We start from the raw sequence: 17,945 nt of genomic DNA on the forward strand, positions 1-17,945 counted from the left end.
TGACTTCAAGTTCGATGTGTTCGAATATCGAACAAATATCCAAAGTTCGAACAACCTGAGCCGTTCTAAATCGGCTGTCAAGGCGGAGCCGGGCTATGGCGAGCGCGGAGGCCAAAGAGAAACGTGAAGGAATGGCGGGGCTCGCGAAAGGCCTCGCGATCATTGAGGCATTCTCGATTCGCCCGGTGATGAGTGTTGCCGATGCCGCGCGCGCATCAGGCGCCACACGCGCAGCAGCGCGCCGATGCCTTCTCACCCTGGTCGAATTGAATTACCTGGAGCTGTCGGGACGAGACTTCCGTCCCCTGGATCGCTTGCGCCGACTGGGCGGCATGATGTCCGAGCGCGATAAACTCGTGCATATCGCGCAGCCGCTGCTGGAGCGCGCTCGCGACGAAGTCGCGGAATCGGTTTCGCTGGCGGTGCTGGACGACGATCAATCGCTCTTCATTGCCCGCGCGCAAGCCGAGCACTACGTCCAGACCGGCGTTCGCGTCGGCGCTTATCTACCGCTCTATTGCTCCGCGACCGGCCGCATCCTGCTCGGCCGCCGTACCGATGACGACATCACGCGTCGGCTGAGCCGGCATCCGATGAGCGCGCGCGCGCCGCGGACGCTGACGACGATCCCGGACATTCTGTCTGCGATCCGGACCGCCGCGGAGAACGGCTATGCCATCAGCAACGAGGAGCTGGCGCCGGGCATCAGATCGATGGCCGTCCCGGTGTTTGTCGCCAACGGCGACATCGTCGCCGCCGTCAGCGTGAGTGCGGCCTCGGCCCGTATCAAAGTCAGCGATCTGCGCAAACGCCTATTGCCTGTGCTGCTCGACTGCGCGAACCAGATCGCGCGGCCGTTGAAAGAGCTGCGTTGAAGCGTTCCACCACCGTTCGTACAGCGAACGGCGGTCATGCGCCCATCGCGATCCGTACCTTGACGGAACGGCTCTTGCGATACCTCCGTGTGGAGCAGGACGATCCGACCGCTTCGTCCATGTAGTAGGCGACTGCGAGCGCACCTCGCCCAGGGAAATTTCAAACCGCCTCATGGACGGATTGTCCGGGGGGTCGCTTTCCACGTTCTGCCTCGCTCCCTCATCCGCACCCCAACTTGGCGAAGCTCTGCCGGGGGCCGCTGCGACAAGCGGCGCGAGCCATATGTCCGGACGAACCGCGACGACGGCCGTTGGCCCTCCGCATCGGCCTCGCGTGCACCCGAGGTCGACTTCTGCAGCAGGTCGGTCAGGACCCTGAGACCACCGCATGTCACTCCGGCGTCTCTGCCACGCAAACGGCGCACGACCCGACGCGGCTCTCCTGCAGCATCGCGAGCGTCATCATCTCCGCAATCGTGTCGCTTGTGACGGAGGTTGACCGCAACGGCCGACGGCAAGAACCGATGATGCAGTCATGATGCCAGCCACACGCGCATCCGGCTCCGCCCCCGTCTTACCGACTGAGGGATGGTGGCACGATCGAGGATGCTGACGAAACTCCCGTCGTCAGTCCAAGTAAGTGGTCAATGTCGCGCCGTCGTCAGCCACGAAGATCGCTATCAACTCCGCAGGCTCGGTCGTGCTGGCGTTTGCCGAAACAACATGCGTTGCGCCCGGAGGTTCAAAAAATGATTGCCCAACCGTGAACGTCTGCAAAGGACCACCGCCAAGCTGCGAACGTATTTCGCCCTTTGTGATATAGGCTGTTACTGTACCGGCGTGCCGATGTGGCGGAGTAAAGCCTCCAGGGCCGTAGACCACGCGGACCACGGTGACACGCTTCCCGGGAATGTCAGCTAACGGATAGGATGCGACGACTTCAACAGACGAACCCGGAGAATTTGCGGTGCTGCAAAACGGCGTCAGGATCGTTGACGCCGCATCCATGGTGGCCGGAAGGGCCTTGGCAACAGCGAGCGCACAAGCAAGCCCTGCAACGAGCGCCAACGAGAGCATTCGAAAATCGTGGGACGGCAAGAATGTTGTTTCAGCTTTCATATTGGATCGCCTCCAGTTCTGACTTGTTGGTGTAAGTCGATCGTCCCGGTGAGATCATCGCATGCTGCTCCCGTGGCCTCGCCACGCGAGCGCCGCATCGTCGGTACGGTCCTTCCGCGCCATCGCTAGCGTCATCATCTCCGCAATTGTGTCGCTTGTGACGAGACCGACCAATTTGCCTGCCGCCTCCGTGACGCCGACTGTTGCGGCAGAATTCTGCTGCATCAGCTTCAATGCTTGCTCTAAGGTGGCGCGACAGCTGACGGTGAGAACCGGTGATTCAGTCATGATGTCAGCCACACGCGCAACCGGCGCGGTTTGTCTTACAGACTGAAGGATATTGGCACGATCGAGAGTGCCAACGAAACTTCCATTGCTGTCGACGATGGGAAACGTCCGCTGTGAGGTTTGCAAAAGGACGTTTATCGCTTCGTCAATGTGAATGTCAGGCCGTAGCGTGACGAAGTGACTCATCATCGCTTGGCGCACCGGTACGCCCCGCGAGACAGCGCGCAAAGCGACTGAATGGGCTTCTGAAGCCGCTGCCAGATAAACGAAGACGGCAACGAAGACGAGGATCGGGTTATGAAAGAGACCGATAAAGCCGAGCACGAAGGCCGTGAACTGGCCGATCGATGCTGCGCGTTCGGTTGCGCGCACGAATCCTAATCGGCTCGCAAGCGCTGCGCGCAGCACACGGCCGCCATCCATCGGGAAGGCAGGAATGAGATTGAAGAGCGCAAGAAAGAGGTTCAGCGCGGCCAGCCGGTCCACCATCGGGATCTGCATGTTGTCGATGCCCATCGCGGCGCTGGCGCGCAGGTTCGCATTAGCGAAGACGATCAGTGCGACGGCGATGACCACGTTGACCGCGGGACCTGAGATCGCAACGAGGAATTCCTCCCACGGCTCCTCCGGAATGCGCTCGAGCTCGGCGACGCCGCCAATCGGGAGTAGCGTCACATACGGTGTGGGCACGCCGAATGCCCGCGCGGTGACGATGTGTCCGAACTCGTGCAGCAGCACGCATAAGAACAGGAGCACCACGAAGAGAAGACTGTTCCAGGCTATGGTCGCGCCGCTCGAGGCATAGTTAGAAACAAAGATCCATGCGAGAAATAGCACGAACGTGATGTGCAGGCGGACCACGGTGCCGGCCACTTTTCCGATGTTCAATGACCAGGACATGTGGGTCTCATCTCGATCGTTCCGGCTGTGGTTACAGACAGCATGTAGCCGGGGCGGGTAGGCTCGCGCTGCGCGGTGCCGCGGATGGCATATCTCGTACGGCTGGCTCATCTACGAGCTGGGGCAACACGCCGGTGGGAAGCCGCGGTCCTTCTCTCGACGATATTGGTGAAGGGCACACGCTTCGACTCATCCCCGCGCGTTTGGCCCGGTTTCAGCGACCGATCCGATAAACCGATAGATGTCGATTTCGAATCCATCCTGAAGGACCATGCCGTCGGGGTCGATGGCAACGAACCACGGTGTGCCACCGGTGCGGTAGTTTTCCATCGTGGTGGGATAGAGGCCGAGTGAGGAACGGTCCTCATGGCCGAAAGGAATCTTGAGGCCGTAACGCCGCTGGTCCAAAGGTAGCGTGTCAGGCGTATTGACCGACGAACCCTCGAATACAGTCTGGACTGCGGCGTAGGCGACACTCTGGCTACGTGGATCTTCAACCAGCGCCTGGAGCATTGGAAATCCGCGCGAATGGCAGCCGGGGCACCAATGCTGGTAGAAAAAGAGAAGCCGGTGCCGCTCGCCGAGTTCCTTCAGAGTAACAGGCGGGCATTGCGTTCCCTTCGCGTCGATCCAGTAGGGGACCTCGAGTTCGGGAGCAAGTTGTCCCGCGATAGTCTGAGTCATGGATACTCTCGCGCAATTCCGAAGCCAAGCGAGGCAGGTACAGTCTGTTCAGTCTCGGACCGGGCCCCGGCACCATACCCGTATCGGCGTGGAATGGGCTGGTAAAGCTATGATCTTGATAGCCAGCGGTAATGCCTCAAGCGCCCGGATAGCCATGTGAGATAGCGATGCGAGGACGTCTCCCGGGCCGCCGAGTGCGACCCTTGGCGAATTGTTGTCGATCGCTGGGGCGCCTAGAGCCCGCATGCTCCAAACGCCCCAGTCACTCCAATAACGACCGGCTATCGACTCCATGGCGAGAGTTCATTTTCCTTTTCGACAATCATGGAGACACTCGTAAATCGATCGCTGCCCGCCCTGTGTGCGGGCCGAAGTCGACGTTTCGTTGAGCGGTCGCGGGCCAGGAGGTCGGACGTGCAAATCAGAGGGAAAACTGGCATTTTACAGCCCGATTCTGTTGAAAGCATTCCGCTAGAAGATGTTGTCGTGCTCGTGGACAGGGCCGGCGTCGCGATCGGGGTGCAGCCCACATTCAGCGCGAGGGTGGGCGGCGTCGGCGACCGCGGCAGCACCATCAACGCGTCCAGGTGGGTTGAAATTCCGATCGTCGGGTCAAACGGCGAGGTTTCCGGGGTCCTGTGCCACAGCAGGCGGGGGACCAGTGCGGGTTGCGCGATTGCCGCCAGCGACCGGGGGAACGTGAGCGCAACAACGGACGTCTTGCCGTCGATCGCGCATGACATAAACAGCCTCTTCGCGGTGATCGGCGGCGGTCTGTGGCTGCTCGCGTGCGAGAGCGATGCAGGATACCGAAACGTCATCGTCGGTGAAAGGGAGGAGGCCATCACCCGCGGCTTGTTGCTCAGCCAGCAACTTCTCGACCCCGTGCGGCCCAAATCGATCGATGAGTTGATCACAGGAAGTCGCCTCAGGGTGATCGCGGGAACCCTCGAGCTCGCTTTGGGTCCGGACATCTCGGTCCGCGTCGAGATCGCCCCTGACTTGTGGGCCTTCAATGCCGACTCGGAAGAGCTTTACTTTGCTCTGTTGAATCTCTGCCGAAACTCGGCCGATGCGATGCCGCACGGTGGCGTGATCACCGTCGCGGCGCGGAACGTCGAACAGGTCTCCGCCGCAACGCGGCGGTTCGTCGAAATCGTCGTCGTCGACGATGGGGAGGGCATGTCGGAGGAGATTCTCTCGCAAGCCCTCATCCCATACTTCACGACAAAACCCCCATGCAGCGCCAGCGGACTCGGGCTCACCGAGGTCCAGCGCTTCGCCGATGCGCGAGACGGCGCGATCCGTATAGAAAGCAAACCTGGCGTCGGCACACTGGTGCGAATCTTCCTACCGCGTGCGGACGCAACCGAGCCCCCGCGCTTAGTTGTCGACACGGAGATCGCGTATTCACCGACACCCGAGGGCGGCGTATTCCGCGTCATCAACCGGGCGTTGGCTGCGCCGACGTCGTAGCAGACGCGAACGCCTCGAAACTTGTCCAGCGATGAAGCCTATGATCCGGCCAGGCCGCCTCGACCGTTCGGTCGACCCGACAACAGACCACGTGCTCGGCCGCGCCGATGCCGAGATCAGGCTTGTCGAATACGGCAGCTACGCGTGCTCGCACTGCAGGGCTGCCAACGAACGCATCGCACAAGCTCGCGATCAACTTGGCGACCGCGTTTGCTATGCCTTCCGCCACAGGCCGCTTTCTGACAACAGCCTTGCGTATCGGGCCGCCGAACTCGTCGAACTTGCGCAGACGCCAGAGGCGTTCTGGTCGGCGCACATCAAGCTGATGACGCGGTCGACGGAGCTCACGGAGGGTGATCTCATCGCGGTGGCGAACGACCTCGGCGTGGACGCCGACTTCGCGCGCGCCGACAGCGATGCTTTGAGGCGCGCAAGAGCGAAGGTCGAGGCGGATATCGCGAGCTCTCGCGCAAGCGGGGTGAGGTTTACGCCGACCTTCTACATTAACCGCCGGCGCTACGACGGGCCTTGGGACGAGAGCTCTTTCGTCGACGCGATGCTCGGCACGCTTGGCCACCGCGTCCGTACAGCGGCGCTGGACTTCGCGCGTTGGGGTCCGTCCGCTGGCATCTTGTTGGTCCTCGCGACTTTGCTGGCGATCGTCTTGACGAACTCTCCGATCGGTCCGGCGTTCGAAGCGTTTTGGCACCGAGAGCTTGGCGTGACCGTCGGTGACGCTCACTTCCGGATGTCTATCCTTCATTGGGTGAACGACGCCCTTCTCACGAGCTTCTTCCTCGTCGTGGGATTGGAAGTGAAGCGCGAGATGACAGTCGGCCACCTGGCAAGTCGGCGGGCCGCTGCGCTTCCGATCGCGGCCGCGATAGGCGGCATGGTCGTGCCGGCGCTTCTGTATGTACTGGTCATCCCTAGCGGGCCCTGGTCATACGGATGGGGTGTTCCGATGGCGACGGACACCGCGTTCGCGATTGCGTTGATTGTCCTGATGGGCGCACGCGTCCCCGTCGAGCTGCGCATCTTCCTTACCGCGGCAGCTATCGTCGACGACATCGGTGCGATTATCGTCGTCGCCGTGTTCTACTCAGGAGACATCCATCTGGGCTACCTGGCAGCGGCAGCCGCAGTGGTCGTCGCGCTGGTGCTGCTGAGCCGATCCAAAATCTACATGCTCTCGCCTTACATCGTGTTGGGCCTCACGTTGTGGGTACTTGTTCACGCGAGCGGCCTCCATGCGACGCTGGCCGCCGTGGTACTGGCGATGTTCATCCCGACGCGCCCGCCGGCCGACCTGGCGACTCTGATGATGCAGGCCAGCACTATCATTGCCTCCGAGGCCCGGCACGAGGGCGAGGTTCTCAGACACGGCCCATCCACCCCGGCGCTGCAAGCGCTCGATGCGATACACGACAGACTTGAATCGCCAGCCGACCGGCTGCTGCGCCACGCCGGCGCTCGCTCGAGCTACGCGGTCCTTCCAATCTTCGCATTGGCGAATGCCGGCGTCGTGATCAATCTGGACGTCTTCGCCGGGCATAGCTGGCTCATGGCCGCGATCATCGCCGGTCTTGCGATAGGCAAGCCGTTCGGCTTCTTTCTCGCGACAGCCGCGGTCGTACGTGCAGGCATCGCCGTCAAGCCGGAGGAGTATACCTGGCGCCAATTGGTTGGGGCGGGAGCCCTCGCAGGTATCGGCTTCACGATGTCGCTGTTCATCGCCGGGCAGACATTTCCAGATGCTACCGACTTCTCGGCCGCCAAGATCGCCGTGTTCGCCGCGTCGATTCTTTCCGCCGTCGTTGGGACTGTCCTGCTCTGGGGAGCTTCGCCTCAGGAGCTCGTCGAAGAGGCGCCCGACAATGCGAGCATGCAAGCATCATAGCCAGCCGACGTCGAAGCGGAATCGTGAACAGGAGAACTTTTGATGATTCTACCTACCGGTACGACAGTAGCAGTCGCTGACGGGGAGATCGTACGGCTGTTCCATAACACGGGCGTCAAACCTGGTGTGCATCTAGTCGAGATCACTGAGGCCAATCCTGCGCCCGCACATTCAGGGTCGGGTGTGCGCCATCACACAGGCTCGGCCAACCCAGACAGCAAGCGGCTGGCCGAGGACGATTTCGCCGCGGCGACGGCCGCGTTCTTGAACAAGCTCAGCCTCGACGGGACAATAGAACACCTGGTCGTTGTCTCTGACCCCAGGACTTTGGGGGAGATGCGCAAGCATTTCCACCGGGACTTGAAATCCAAGATCATAGGCGAGCTCGCGAAGGACTTCAGCCGGCGCTCGCTTCAGGACATCGCCTCATTGATCGCGGACGCCTGACACGCCTCTGCAAACGGCTGCCGGCGGAGACCGCAAAGGACATAACTTGCATGAACTCGGAGTTACCGATGAAAACGACTGTACTTGATCAACCTGAACCAGAATGTCCCGCGGTTCCTGATGAGCGCGGGCCCAGGAAAGACCGGACATGAAGAAGCGCGAGAACACGCCTTCGGCGGGTTCGACGAAGCTAAATAGCCGCGATGCTAGGGACGCGATACGAAGCGCGACCGAATATCTGATAGCGACGAGACAGGCCGAGCGCACGCTTATGGCGGGCAACCATGCGCCGTCTTTTCGATTGCGGGACCAGAACTGCGTCGAGGTCGTATCGGACACATTGCTTAGACGTGGTGCGCTGCTCGTTACGTTCTACACCGGCATGTGGTGCCAGGCTTGCAGCCGCGATTTGCAGGCATTCGAGTCCCACCGCGACAAGGTCGAGGCGCTTGGTGCGTCGCTCGTGAGCATCTCGCAGCAGACGGTCGAGGAGAACGCAAAAGCGCACACACAATTGAAGCTGGGTTTTCCGATACTCTGCGACCGAGGCGGCCGAATCGCGCAGCAGTACGGAGTGCGCTGGAGTATTCCGGAGCTCCTCCGCGAGATCCACCGGAAAAGCGGCATCAACCTTCCGGCGCTCAACGGCGATGAGAGTTGGACGCTACCGATCCCTTCTCGCTTTATCGTCGATAAGGCGGGGCTCATCGCTTATTCGGAGATCAACCCTGGGCAATCCGGCAGCTCGCCGCCGCGAGACGTCTTGCCTGTGCTGGAACACCTGCGCCAGTTGCGCGCCGCTTGAAACCGCAAACAACAAATAGCTGGGGGCAATGATCTGCCTTGAGCTTCCGACGTGCAAAAGGACCACCCATAATGAGCGCTCCCGTCGACCGGTTTCCATACGCTGTCTTCGTCGCCGCCGGGCTCCGTACACCCTTCGGACGAGGAGGGGGAGCACTCGCCAGCTATGATGCGATCAGACTGTCGGTTCCTGTCGCCCAAGCGATGGCTGCTCGCGCCGAACCGGACCTTGTCGTGTGGGGGAGCGTGATTCCCAGCCTTGGCTGGAGCAATATCGCGCGGGAAATGTGGCTCGATGCCAAGCTCAATCCTAACGTCCCGGCATTCTCCGTCGTGCTTGCCTGTTCGACTAGCATGACCGCCGCGTTTGCGGCCGCCGGCATGCTTGGCGGCGGAATTGATCTGACCATGGTCGGAGGCGCGGAGGTGATGAGCCGTCCGCCGATCGGCTTGACCGCCGAGGCATCAAAGCGGCTGAGCGACCTGTTCGTACGCGATCCGGCTGCTGCCCGTGCTGCCCTCAAGGCACTCGAGCCGAAAGACTATCTCCTTCCGATCAAGGGATGGGCAAACCGGATTACCGGCCGCACGATGGGGGACCATATGCAAGAAACTGCGAAGGAATGGGGTATCACCCGCGAGGCGCAGGACGCGTGGGCGCTGAAGAGTCACCATCGCGCCATTGCCGGATGGAATGACGGATTCTTCGACGATCTGGTCATTAAGCTGCCCGAACTCGAACGTGACTCAAATCCGCGCGCCGATACGTCGGCGGAGAAGCTCGCCGCGCTCAAGCCCGCGTTCGACAAAACGAGCGGGCAGGGGACGCTTACGGCGGGGAATTCGTCACCTATCACCGACGGTGCGGCCGGCTGCTGGATTGCCAATGAGGTCGGCCTCGCCCGGCTGCCGGCGAACACGCCCTATCTGCGCCTGGTCGATTACGAGATTGCCGCGGTCGACCACCATGTCGAGGGGCTGCTGATGGCGCCATCCTATGCGATTCCTCGCCTGCTCGCCCGGCACGGCCTACGCTTCGATGACATAGATCTCTGGGAACTCCACGAAGCCTTTGCCGCTCAGGTGCTGGCGAACGTTGCCGCCATCGAACGAGACGATTGGATCCGCTCCAAGACTGGAGTTGATGCAGATTTCGGGACCTTCCCGTGGGACCGGGTCAATCCCAACGGTGGCTCGGTCGCGATTGGCCACCCATTCGCCGCAACGGGCGCGAGAGACCTGAGTCAGACAGTAAAGGAGCTCTGGTCGCAGCCCGAAGGATCACTTGCGATCGTTAGTGTCTGCGCCGATGGCGGGCAGGGGACCGTTGTCCTGCTGGAGAGGGTTTGACGGCCGGGGATCGGAAACCGACGAGGCGTCGCGATCAACGGCATTCTTTGATCGCGCGAGGGCCACTAACGGCTGCCGCGACGTCGACATGTCGAGGCAGCCGCGAGCGACGGCGTCCGTTCGATTACCAAGCAAAACATATTGCCGCGACTCGTCGGCTCCGTGAACCACGGCGATCGACAAATGGTCCAGATATTCACCCGAGCCTACACAACGGAGAAGATGGATATGACCAATATCAGCACAACGAATGGCAAGGAGGCAGCCTATCATGGTGTGCCGGCTGAAGACCTTTACGGGTACGCACAGGCGATCAAGATCGGAAACACGATCCATGTGGCCGGTCAGCTCAGCCACGACGACAAGGGAACCATGGTGGCCCCCGCGACGCTCGATGTATTCGGCAAGCCGGTTGAATTTTCGATGATGGAAGAGCAGATGCGGGTGACTTATGCCAACGCGGCGAAAATCTTGGGGAAGTTTGGGGCCACCCTCGACCACGTTGTGGAAGAGACCCTCTATGTCCTTGATGTTGATGAGGCGTTTGCGGTCGCGGGCAAGGTGCGCAAAGAAGCCTACGCCACCGCGAGGCCTCAGTGCGCCAGCAATCTGATCGGCGTATCGAGGCTAGCGTTTCCAGAGCAGCTTATCGAAATCGTCTTCAAGGCAATACTACCTCCAGACTAGACTTGCGGGTGCCGTATAAATGGGCGCTACTGGCAGCCTCAGTCACCTTCAGTTGCTTGGCTTGCACCTCCAAGCACATTGAGCCGCGAAAACTCCGTCTCGCTCATCGACACCACCACGATCGCCGTTTCCCGCAACTGCATTCCAACCGCGGAGCGCCATCTCAAATTTGCGGAGGGGTGTCATCTCTATATTGCGGCTGCACAAGCTGTTCGCATAACTAACATTATGGAACATAAACCATTGATTCAATTATAGTTTTATCGATTGCAGTTTGCAAGCTGACTCTGCTTCTATCCTCGAATCATGGATGCCGGCGCCTTGATTTTCGCAGCGCCGGTTGCTCGTGGCGAGTGTGCTTGAAGTAGTGCGTTAGCGGCGCCGTGCGACCGCCCAGTGACGAACGGCGCGCCGCCCTTTTGCGCTCTAAGGAAATGTTATGCCGAATGCGGCCGGATCGGGCTTCTCGCCCTTTCGGGGAACCAACAAGCGCTCCAGCCCACCCGGCACGTAGGTGGCCAGCAGGGTCGCCTGGTCGCCGACCACCTTGATCGTATGCGGCACACCACGTGGAAGAGCCGCGTGCGCACCGGGCCCCACCTCGACGCTTGTATCGCCGACCGTCGCGATTAGCTTCCCCTGTACAACGTAGACTAACTCGTCCTCGCGGGAGTGGGTGTGCATCGGTGGCTCCTCCCCGGCTCGCACTGTCCACAGGACGGCGCCATAGTCGCCTCCAGACTGGCTGCTTTCCACTTTGATCTCGATGCTCGACCCGCCGCTCGCGGTCATTGTCTCGCCGCCCTGCGGCGGTGTCAGAACTGGTTTTTTGACTGCCATTTGTGGGCTCCTGATTATGCACCCTTGCTTGGGTGTCGCAGCAGCGACGAACGGTTGTCGCTCACACCCATCAGCATGGAATTGCGCGCGGCAATTGAGAAATGACCTCACGCCATGAAATTAATAGCCATGCGTTATAATGGTCCTACGCGATCGATATTAAACACTTGGACCGTCGAGACGGACTGATGGTGCGCGTCGGCCACGACCCTAGGATCATTCGCACGCCACTCGATCTCTTCCGCCACGTCAACGGCGCATGACTGCGGCGATCTTTCTGAAGCATCGCTAGTGTCATTACCTCCGCGATTGTGTCACTTCGACGATTGCAGGGCCCGTCACACCCTCCCCGACCGGCTCGGCGACATTCCGGATGCGATCGCCGCGACGGCGGTCCAGCGGGAGGAGCGCGGCCCGCAGTGGCGCGGATCTACGTCACCGAGGCGGCGATCGACACCGTGAGTTGAAGGCGCTCCTCGCACGGCTCGAAAAGTGAGCCATTGGCCAAAGCGGATTGACGGCGCCGGTCCACGACAACAACCTCGTTTACGTTCAAGTACTTCCGGATTCACAAATACTGGGTCCTAGTACTTTCAGACGTACAAAACTGCTCCACCTTCTGGTGCTTGGGCATCTCGATAATCGCGGCGTGAAAGTTATCGTAGGCCGTGATCATCTTCTCGTCCGTCTCGGTTTTTAGAAAGAAAGCAGGCGAAAATCGATCGACTATAGAAAAGTCTCGCGTTGACACGTGACGAATCGCAAACACTTACCGGTGTTCAATCCCCGAATGCAGGCCGCAACTACGACGTGGCGATCGCGCCTTCTATCAGAACGCCGCTCGGCTACCCGACGACAACGCCGCGCCAGAAAGCCACATGATCCTTGATGTTCGCCGCCGCCGTCGACGGCTCCGGATAGTACCATGCGGCGTCCTCATTCGTCATTCCGTCCACCACCAACGAGTAATACCGCGCCGTGCCTTTCCACGGGCAGCGGCTCGTCGTCGAACTTGCCTGCAGGTATTCCTTGCGGACGCTTTCGCGCGGGAAGTAGTGATTTCCCTCAACGACGACCGTCTTATCGGACTCTGCGATCGTCACGCCGTTCCACGTCGCTGTCGTCATTCAATGCTTCTCGCGGTACTTTTGCTGGATGACGCCAACGTTATCGTCGACCTTAGCCTCCGTGAAATAACAAACGGGAATGGATTGCATAGCGGTAGCAATCGCGCGGTCACACCACGCTGTGCAAACGCCAGGACCTTTGGGATCGCCGCCTATGTTGAGTACAGCGTCTTATTCACGGCGAACCGCCCTCAGCTCCCCGGATTCCCGAAACCGTTCTCCTCGTCCGGATTCAGGAGGCGGTGGGCATCTTCTGAACGTCTCTTGTGCAATTCCCGAAACCGCGACAGCGGATTTAGGAGTTCCGCGACCTTCAACCTCGTGACGGTGGAGGGCGCTTCATCATCAAAAGCTCCGTCACATCATGCCGATCATCTGCCGATGAGATCGCAACTGTTAGAAATTTTCCGTCGGGGTATGTTTTGGCTTCGTCGTAGAAGCTGACCAACTGTGAGCGCCAGACATAACGCCGCTCCTCAAACTTCTCTCGTTCTGCTCTCCCCAAGACCACCACGGCCGAAAACCGCCTGTATTCCGGCAGAAAAGTGCAGAACGCCTTTGTTTTCTTGTAGCGCAGGGACCAGCCGCGTTTCTGGCCGCCATAGAGCCATTCCGGCATGAAAACGCCGGGGTAGAATTTCTCGATCCAGTTCTGCAGCCCGACCCAATGCTTGAATGCAGCCGATCCGATCCACTCACGGACGGCGCCGTCATCGGGCGGCGCCGACTTATCGGTGATCCTTGCGCCAATCTGGGGAGACTGTTCCATGCCGCTTTCCTTTACGCCGCAGACCATCGACTTTCGCTTCGGCCTCAGCGCGGCATTGAGGCGTAGGCAAATTGGCCGTCAAAGCAGAAAGCCAAGTCGCGGATTCTCGGACACGGAATCTGGACTCCCGGCCGCCTCTTGGGAGAGGCGCATCTCTCGTCGTCGCCGAACGACCGGTCGCCATGTGCTCGTCGCGGCGTACGAAGTCGAGTGGGTGGGTGTCGTTTGAGCCGGCCGAGAACATGAACACATTGTTGCCGATGGGCTGCGCGGTGGTTCGCGAGCGCGTCGAAGTTCGCCCGCTTCGGATCGAAGAAGACCGCGGGATGTTACTCGACGGGCTCCGGCTTCATCTTGAAGCACCGGCCGGGGTTCCGACGCCCGGTGGCGAATCGAGCTGCGGCGGTAGAGCCCATGTCACGTGGCTAGGGGATCACGCAAGGTTAACGAAGATCTACTTAGCTATCAGCTATCGACTATCTTATGATCGAGTTAGCAACGTGAGATGACGGCGTCGACACCATGCCGCTGCCAGCACATGACGGCAACGTTCTGCTGGCAGGCCGGACGCCGACGCGGCCGTACAAGCTATCGGCCATGTCGTAGTCGATGGTGCTGATGCGATCGGAGCCGATAGCTGTAGATCAACTGAAACGTCGGTTCGAGCGTGACGCCATAGCTCAATGGGATCGGGTCACCGCCTTCGAGGGACGCGGTGACGCCCTCACCCTCGTCTTGACTGCGATGTAATTACCCTCCGACACGCCGCTGCCGGTATAGCGCGTGCCCATCACCGGCCGCCCGCCGCAGAGAACGCGCAGGAATGGAAACGATAACAGTCAAATATTTCACAGCGAAATGCTGCTTGCGTAGCGTCGGGGACAAGGCGCCTGGAGTTTCGGATGAGATTAAAAGTAGCTGATGTTGTGGAGGCAGTTTCGCAACTCGTTAAGAGGGGCTACGACCGAGAGTATCGTATCAAGGATGGTCATCTTTTCGACCTGGCGCGTAATTCCCCTCTGGACCCGAGGGACATCCATGTCGACACTGCCCTCCGTCTGGAGAGCGGGCCTGATGCGGGCGATGCGTCCAATGTCTATGCGATCTCGGACCAAAAGACGCACAGCAAGGGCCTGTTGATCGACGCGTTCGACATTTTCGACGAGATCTGTGACCCCGGGCTAGCTGAGCGGCTGGTGGACAGCCGTTTTACCGAGTTCATCGAAGATGGCGATGTCCCGAGCCGCTACGGCCTCCGCAAGGTCTACAAGAACGAGTACGACCGCGATCCCGAGCGTTATGTGTTGCGCATCGGATATCCCGACTTTCCCGAATGCCCCTTTGGTGAGTCGTTCTCGATGCTCGGTTTCGACACTGCTGAGCAGGCATATGTTTGGCTCGTCACAAGTATACTCCGGGACTCGCGACTGAACCGAATCCCATATCAGGGCTCGGACGTTCCCGATAACGAATGAGATGCGTCGGTAGCCGTAATCGATGCTCCGACGCTTTCGGAACCAGACCTAATGCGGAGGAGCGAGGGGTTTTCAAGGAGGTACAATGGACAAGAACACCATCAAAGAGACAATGCTTTCGCTTGAGGCCGCTTCCCTTCAAAGCGCCCGTGAATTGTACTTCGATTACGTTGCTGGTGCTCGCCTCGACCGAAGCGAACCGATCGAGAGCGATGAGCAGGCTCAGGCGGAAATCGCCAGTGATTTTTCCGAAGCCCTGGACGATACTCTCCACGATCATACCAATAAGCTCGACAAGTTGAGAGAGGTCGACTTCGGGCCAAAGTCGACCGTTACCGAAGGAGCCCTCGTGCGGCTTTCAGGTCGATACTTCGTGATAGCGGTCTCCACCGGCAAATTTACATGCAATGGCCGAGAAGTCATGGGGATCTCCACGAAGGCCCCGGTCTTTGAGGCAATCGAGGGAGCACGGGCCGGCGAGACCGTGGAGTTCAATGGAAGGAAGCTTGTGATCGAAGAAGTCGCATAGCGGAGCTCACCATCTCTCGGCAAATGAGCTTCCGCAATCAACCTGCGAGCGGTTCGCAAGGCAAGAGCGCGACCTCTTCGGCTGCGCTTTGAGGCGACCGTTGGTGCTTCCGAAGCCGTCCCCGCCTTGCGCGAGAATTGTCCCCACCGCAAGGCAGAAGCTCTCGCTATCTTCAACAATCTCGCACTCGCTCGGAACACGCACACGATCTCGCCCGCGCCCTGATGATGCCGGTCATTTTTGTCGAGGTCGGTTGATCGCTCGGCATCAAGCCGTCACCCGAACTCGAGAAAGGCAACGTCACGATCATCCATCAATACGACCCTTGGCCCCCGGCTCAGTGAGCCGGGCGGCCTGGTGCCGCTGGCGCCATGCCCGATGCAAGGGAGGCTCCGCCGCGGCCAAGCTGTCATTAGCCATGAAATCTCACCGCGCCCTTGCATCCGTCACGCTTCGCGGCCGGAGGGCGCCGTGCCGTCGCCAAGCGATAGCAAAACCTCAAATGGAGAAAGGATCGGGCGAAGCCGAAAAGGAGGCCTGGTGAGGATCATGGAAAAGAAAGAAATCGAAGAATTGCGGGATCGTGTCGGTTGCGCGGCCCTGCTCCAACACGACGGTTGGAAGCTTGATCTGAAAGAGAGCACGCGACGCGCAATCAAATATCGCCGCAATGCCAGCATCGTGATCGTGATCCACGGCGATCGTGGCTGGTTCGACCCGTTGTCGCCCGCGAAAGGCGATGTGTTCGACCTCGCGCAGCATCTCGGAGCCCAAGGTTTCGCACAAGCGTGCGACCACGTCGCGTCGCTGATCGGCTTCGTCCCGAGCCCACAACCATGGCAACGCGATAACCGTGTCAGCCCGCTCCGCTCGATCGCCGAACGTTGGATGTACCGCCGCCTTCCGGGCGACGACTCACCGGCATGGAGCTATCTCACGATCACGCGCAGGCTGCCCGCCGCGATCGTTGCAGCCTGTGTCGGCCAGGCCGTTCTGCGCGAGGGCCCGCGTGGCAGCATTTGGGCTGCGCATCGTCGCGACGACGGTGAGCTGCTCGGTTGGGAAGAGCGCGGTCCGCAATGGCGCGGATTCGCGACCGGCGGATCCAAGGAGTTGTTTCGGCTGGGACCGTCAGCGGCATCGCGGATCTGCATCACCGAAGCTGCGATCGACGCGATGAGTGTCGCCGCGATCGAGGCTCTGCGCGCGGACACACTTTATGTGAGCACTGGCGGTGGTTGGGCGCCTGCGAGCGAGAATGCGATCCGCCGCTTGGCAACACACACAAACGCGCAACTTGTTGCGGCGACGGACAACAATCGGCAGGGCGACGTCTATGCGGACCGGATCCAGAGGATCGCGGCGGAGACCGGCGCGGCTTATGCGCGCTCGCGACCGCGCGCCGGCGATTGGAACGACGATTTGATCACGCTGTTCAAGCGGATGCCGCAGGCGCCGATCACAGCCGTCGGCCGACTGGCCGCCGCTCGGTTTGCGCGCCGGTCTATCTATTGCAACCGGCTCGGCAGGCAGTGAAACCCATCGTGCTGGCGCGGCGGTTGGATCCGTCCGACCGACATCACGGCTAAAGGCTGATAGGCAATATATTGAGATTCAGATCGGCCTCCGGCCTCCGCCGGATTCGAGGACGAGCGTCATGTAGAGACGATGCACCCTGGCAACACGACAAAGGATTGTCCGAGAAAGTCGCGACTCATTTGAGTAGAGTCGAGCCCGATTGAGGCAGGAACCAAGAACCTGCGGGCGCATTGAGTCAGATCAGTTCCGGAGTTGCGTGTGTCCGCCCCCTCGATCATCCCCTCATCTAACCGCACCGTTTATATGGTTGAGGATGAGCTCGGTAATCTCGGGCGCGTCTTCGCGGAGACGGATACCGACCATTCAGATCGGGAAACGACGCTTAGCGATCTCTATGGCGGACAGTACAATGATCCCGTTCGCGTCGTGGCGTTCAACACAGACGAAGGCTGGTCGCGCGATGTCTCGCGAGAGTTCGCAGCCGAGATCCAACGCAGAGCCGATCGTGAGCACCGGGAGCTGGCCGTTCCGCTCGCGGATTTTGTGGAGTTTTACACCCGCGCTGCGCCGCCGGTAGAATGAGCCCCTGATGCCCGACAGTGCCAAGACGCGCGGAAAGCGCGTGACCGCTCCCGTGGTTCGTTCTCATCCCCGGGTTCGACAGACGCAACATTAGCACCGGTAGCCCTTGAGCGATCGCAATCCGCGCCTTGTCGGTGCCGCTCCAGCGCCGCTGTCGGCCAACCTCGGTAAACACGTCGATCCGCCGAACCGGCTCCGGTGATAGCGCGCTATTGCTCAGTGCTCATTCATCGCGCTGGGCGGCATTCTCCTGCTTATGGATTGGTGACGGGTTCCTTCGCGTCGACCTGAGGTCCCGCCGATATCATTCGAATGGTGGATGCATCGCGATGGCCTGCGACAGATGCTGACCGGGCGGCGCCACCCGTGCCGTTCCGGACGGGAAGCGAATGTTGACCCAGCGCCGACTAGCCCAGGAGAATGCATGATGAAGAAGATAGGAAAATTCGTAAAATACGTGGAGGATCCGACAAAATTGGTCACAAAAGTGGCCCAACGATTAGACCCTTCGGATTATGCGAAGGTGCCCGTTGAATTATTTGGCGACTTCCCAG

17 protein-coding genes are annotated in these 17,945 nt (G+C 60.3%); 11 read left to right on the forward strand and 6 right to left on the reverse strand.

The annotated features are described in order from the left end of the window. Window positions 1-95 precede the first annotated feature (95 nt). Complete coding sequence (locus RCO31_RS07880) at window positions 96-875, forward strand: IclR family transcriptional regulator C-terminal domain-containing protein (protein WP_308967701.1); 780 nt, start codon at window positions 96-98, stop codon at window positions 873-875. A 627-nt stretch (window positions 876-1,502) separates the two neighbouring features. Here RCO31_RS07880 and RCO31_RS07885 read toward each other — a convergent pair. From RCO31_RS07885 to RCO31_RS07895, 3 genes are all read right to left on the reverse strand, one after another. Next, window positions 1,503-1,994 (reverse strand): cupin domain-containing protein, encoded by a 492-nt coding sequence (locus tag RCO31_RS07885; protein ID WP_308967702.1) that lies wholly within the window; start codon window positions 1,992-1,994, stop codon window positions 1,503-1,505. 54 nt (window positions 1,995-2,048) lie between these two features. Continuing rightward, window positions 2,049-3,182: a site-2 protease family protein gene (locus RCO31_RS07890; protein WP_308967703.1), complete on the reverse strand. Its 1,134-nt coding sequence runs from the start codon at window positions 3,180-3,182 to the stop codon at window positions 2,049-2,051. A gap of 189 nt (window positions 3,183-3,371) precedes the next feature. Further along, a complete protein-coding gene (locus RCO31_RS07895) occupies window positions 3,372-3,866 on the reverse strand; it encodes a TlpA family protein disulfide reductase (protein ID WP_308967704.1) in 495 nt (164 codons plus the stop codon). Window positions 3,867-4,280: 414 nt separating this feature from the next. Here RCO31_RS07895 and RCO31_RS07900 point away from each other — a divergent pair, with 414 nt between their 5' ends. From RCO31_RS07900 to RCO31_RS07925, 6 genes are all read left to right on the forward strand, one after another. Further along, window positions 4,281-5,342 carry an ATP-binding protein gene (locus RCO31_RS07900; RefSeq protein ID WP_308967705.1) on the forward strand — a complete coding sequence of 354 codons (1,062 nt, stop codon included), beginning with the start codon at window positions 4,281-4,283 and terminating at the stop codon, window positions 5,340-5,342. Between the two features lie 40 nt (window positions 5,343-5,382). After that, window positions 5,383-7,242: a Na+/H+ antiporter NhaA gene (nhaA, locus tag RCO31_RS07905; protein WP_308967706.1), complete on the forward strand. Its 1,860-nt coding sequence runs from the start codon at window positions 5,383-5,385 to the stop codon at window positions 7,240-7,242. Between the two features lie 42 nt (window positions 7,243-7,284). After that, window positions 7,285-7,689, forward strand: coding sequence for a host attachment protein (locus RCO31_RS07910; protein WP_308967707.1), 405 nt, complete (start codon window positions 7,285-7,287; stop codon window positions 7,687-7,689). Window positions 7,690-7,837: 148 nt separating this feature from the next. After that, window positions 7,838-8,494, forward strand: coding sequence for a peroxiredoxin-like family protein (locus RCO31_RS07915; RefSeq protein ID WP_308967708.1), 657 nt, complete (start codon window positions 7,838-7,840; stop codon window positions 8,492-8,494). A gap of 71 nt (window positions 8,495-8,565) precedes the next feature. Beyond that, window positions 8,566-9,843: a thiolase family protein gene (locus tag RCO31_RS07920; protein WP_308967709.1), complete on the forward strand. Its 1,278-nt coding sequence runs from the start codon at window positions 8,566-8,568 to the stop codon at window positions 9,841-9,843. 228 nt (window positions 9,844-10,071) lie between these two features. Next, complete coding sequence (locus RCO31_RS07925; protein WP_308967710.1) at window positions 10,072-10,530, forward strand: Rid family hydrolase; 459 nt, start codon at window positions 10,072-10,074, stop codon at window positions 10,528-10,530. A gap of 426 nt (window positions 10,531-10,956) precedes the next feature. On the opposite strand, the gene RCO31_RS07930 is transcribed toward RCO31_RS07925, so the two are convergent. The 3 genes from RCO31_RS07930 to RCO31_RS07940 form a co-directional block, all read right to left on the reverse strand. Then, window positions 10,957-11,370 carry a cupin domain-containing protein gene (locus RCO31_RS07930; protein WP_308967712.1) on the reverse strand — a complete coding sequence of 138 codons (414 nt, stop codon included), beginning with the start codon at window positions 11,368-11,370 and terminating at the stop codon, window positions 10,957-10,959. An 845-nt stretch (window positions 11,371-12,215) separates the two neighbouring features. Continuing rightward, window positions 12,216-12,497, reverse strand: coding sequence for a DUF427 domain-containing protein (locus tag RCO31_RS07935; RefSeq protein ID WP_308967713.1), 282 nt, complete (start codon window positions 12,495-12,497; stop codon window positions 12,216-12,218). A 313-nt stretch (window positions 12,498-12,810) separates the two neighbouring features. Next, window positions 12,811-13,266 (reverse strand): DUF3788 domain-containing protein, encoded by a 456-nt coding sequence (locus RCO31_RS07940; protein ID WP_308967714.1) that lies wholly within the window; start codon window positions 13,264-13,266, stop codon window positions 12,811-12,813. A gap of 902 nt (window positions 13,267-14,168) precedes the next feature. Here RCO31_RS07940 and RCO31_RS07945 point away from each other — a divergent pair. From RCO31_RS07945 to RCO31_RS07960, 4 genes are all read left to right on the forward strand, one after another. Then, complete coding sequence (locus tag RCO31_RS07945) at window positions 14,169-14,741, forward strand: hypothetical protein (RefSeq protein ID WP_308967715.1); 573 nt, start codon at window positions 14,169-14,171, stop codon at window positions 14,739-14,741. Between the two features lie 85 nt (window positions 14,742-14,826). Continuing rightward, window positions 14,827-15,270 carry a hypothetical protein gene (locus RCO31_RS07950; protein ID WP_308967716.1) on the forward strand — a complete coding sequence of 148 codons (444 nt, stop codon included), beginning with the start codon at window positions 14,827-14,829 and terminating at the stop codon, window positions 15,268-15,270. A gap of 549 nt (window positions 15,271-15,819) precedes the next feature. Next, entirely contained in the window at window positions 15,820-16,806 is a 987-nt protein-coding gene (locus RCO31_RS07955; RefSeq protein ID WP_308967717.1) for a DUF3991 and toprim domain-containing protein, read from the forward strand. A 261-nt stretch (window positions 16,807-17,067) separates the two neighbouring features. Further along, on the forward strand, window positions 17,068-17,391 hold the full coding sequence (locus RCO31_RS07960; protein ID WP_308967719.1) for a hypothetical protein: 324 nt from the start codon (window positions 17,068-17,070) through the stop codon (window positions 17,389-17,391). Window positions 17,392-17,945 lie beyond the last annotated feature (554 nt).

The organism is Bradyrhizobium sp. LHD-71, assembly GCF_031157255.1.
GTDB lineage: Bacteria > Pseudomonadota > Alphaproteobacteria > Rhizobiales > Xanthobacteraceae > P52-10.

Coding starts and splice junctions, on each gene's coding strand:
- RCO31_RS07880 (WP_308967701.1), top strand. CDS start 96: ATGGCGAGCGCGGAGGCCAAAGAGAAACGTGAAGGAATGGCGGGGCTC.
- RCO31_RS07885 (WP_308967702.1), bottom strand. CDS start 1,994: ATGAAAGCTGAAACAACATTCTTGCCGTCCCACGATTTTCGAATGCTC.
- RCO31_RS07890 (WP_308967703.1), bottom strand. CDS start 3,182: ATGTCCTGGTCATTGAACATCGGAAAAGTGGCCGGCACCGTGGTCCGC.
- RCO31_RS07895 (WP_308967704.1), bottom strand. CDS start 3,866: ATGACTCAGACTATCGCGGGACAACTTGCTCCCGAACTCGAGGTCCCC.
- nhaA (WP_308967706.1), top strand. CDS start 5,383: ATGATCCGGCCAGGCCGCCTCGACCGTTCGGTCGACCCGACAACAGAC.
- RCO31_RS07910 (WP_308967707.1), top strand. CDS start 7,285: ATGATTCTACCTACCGGTACGACAGTAGCAGTCGCTGACGGGGAGATC.
- RCO31_RS07915 (WP_308967708.1), top strand. CDS start 7,838: ATGAAGAAGCGCGAGAACACGCCTTCGGCGGGTTCGACGAAGCTAAAT.
- RCO31_RS07920 (WP_308967709.1), top strand. CDS start 8,566: ATGAGCGCTCCCGTCGACCGGTTTCCATACGCTGTCTTCGTCGCCGCC.
- RCO31_RS07925 (WP_308967710.1), top strand. CDS start 10,072: ATGACCAATATCAGCACAACGAATGGCAAGGAGGCAGCCTATCATGGT.
- RCO31_RS07930 (WP_308967712.1), bottom strand. CDS start 11,370: ATGGCAGTCAAAAAACCAGTTCTGACACCGCCGCAGGGCGGCGAGACA.
- RCO31_RS07935 (WP_308967713.1), bottom strand. CDS start 12,497: ATGACGACAGCGACGTGGAACGGCGTGACGATCGCAGAGTCCGATAAG.
- RCO31_RS07940 (WP_308967714.1), bottom strand. CDS start 13,266: ATGGAACAGTCTCCCCAGATTGGCGCAAGGATCACCGATAAGTCGGCG.
- RCO31_RS07945 (WP_308967715.1), top strand. CDS start 14,169: ATGAGATTAAAAGTAGCTGATGTTGTGGAGGCAGTTTCGCAACTCGTT.
- RCO31_RS07950 (WP_308967716.1), top strand. CDS start 14,827: ATGGACAAGAACACCATCAAAGAGACAATGCTTTCGCTTGAGGCCGCT.
- RCO31_RS07955 (WP_308967717.1), top strand. CDS start 15,820: ATGGAAAAGAAAGAAATCGAAGAATTGCGGGATCGTGTCGGTTGCGCG.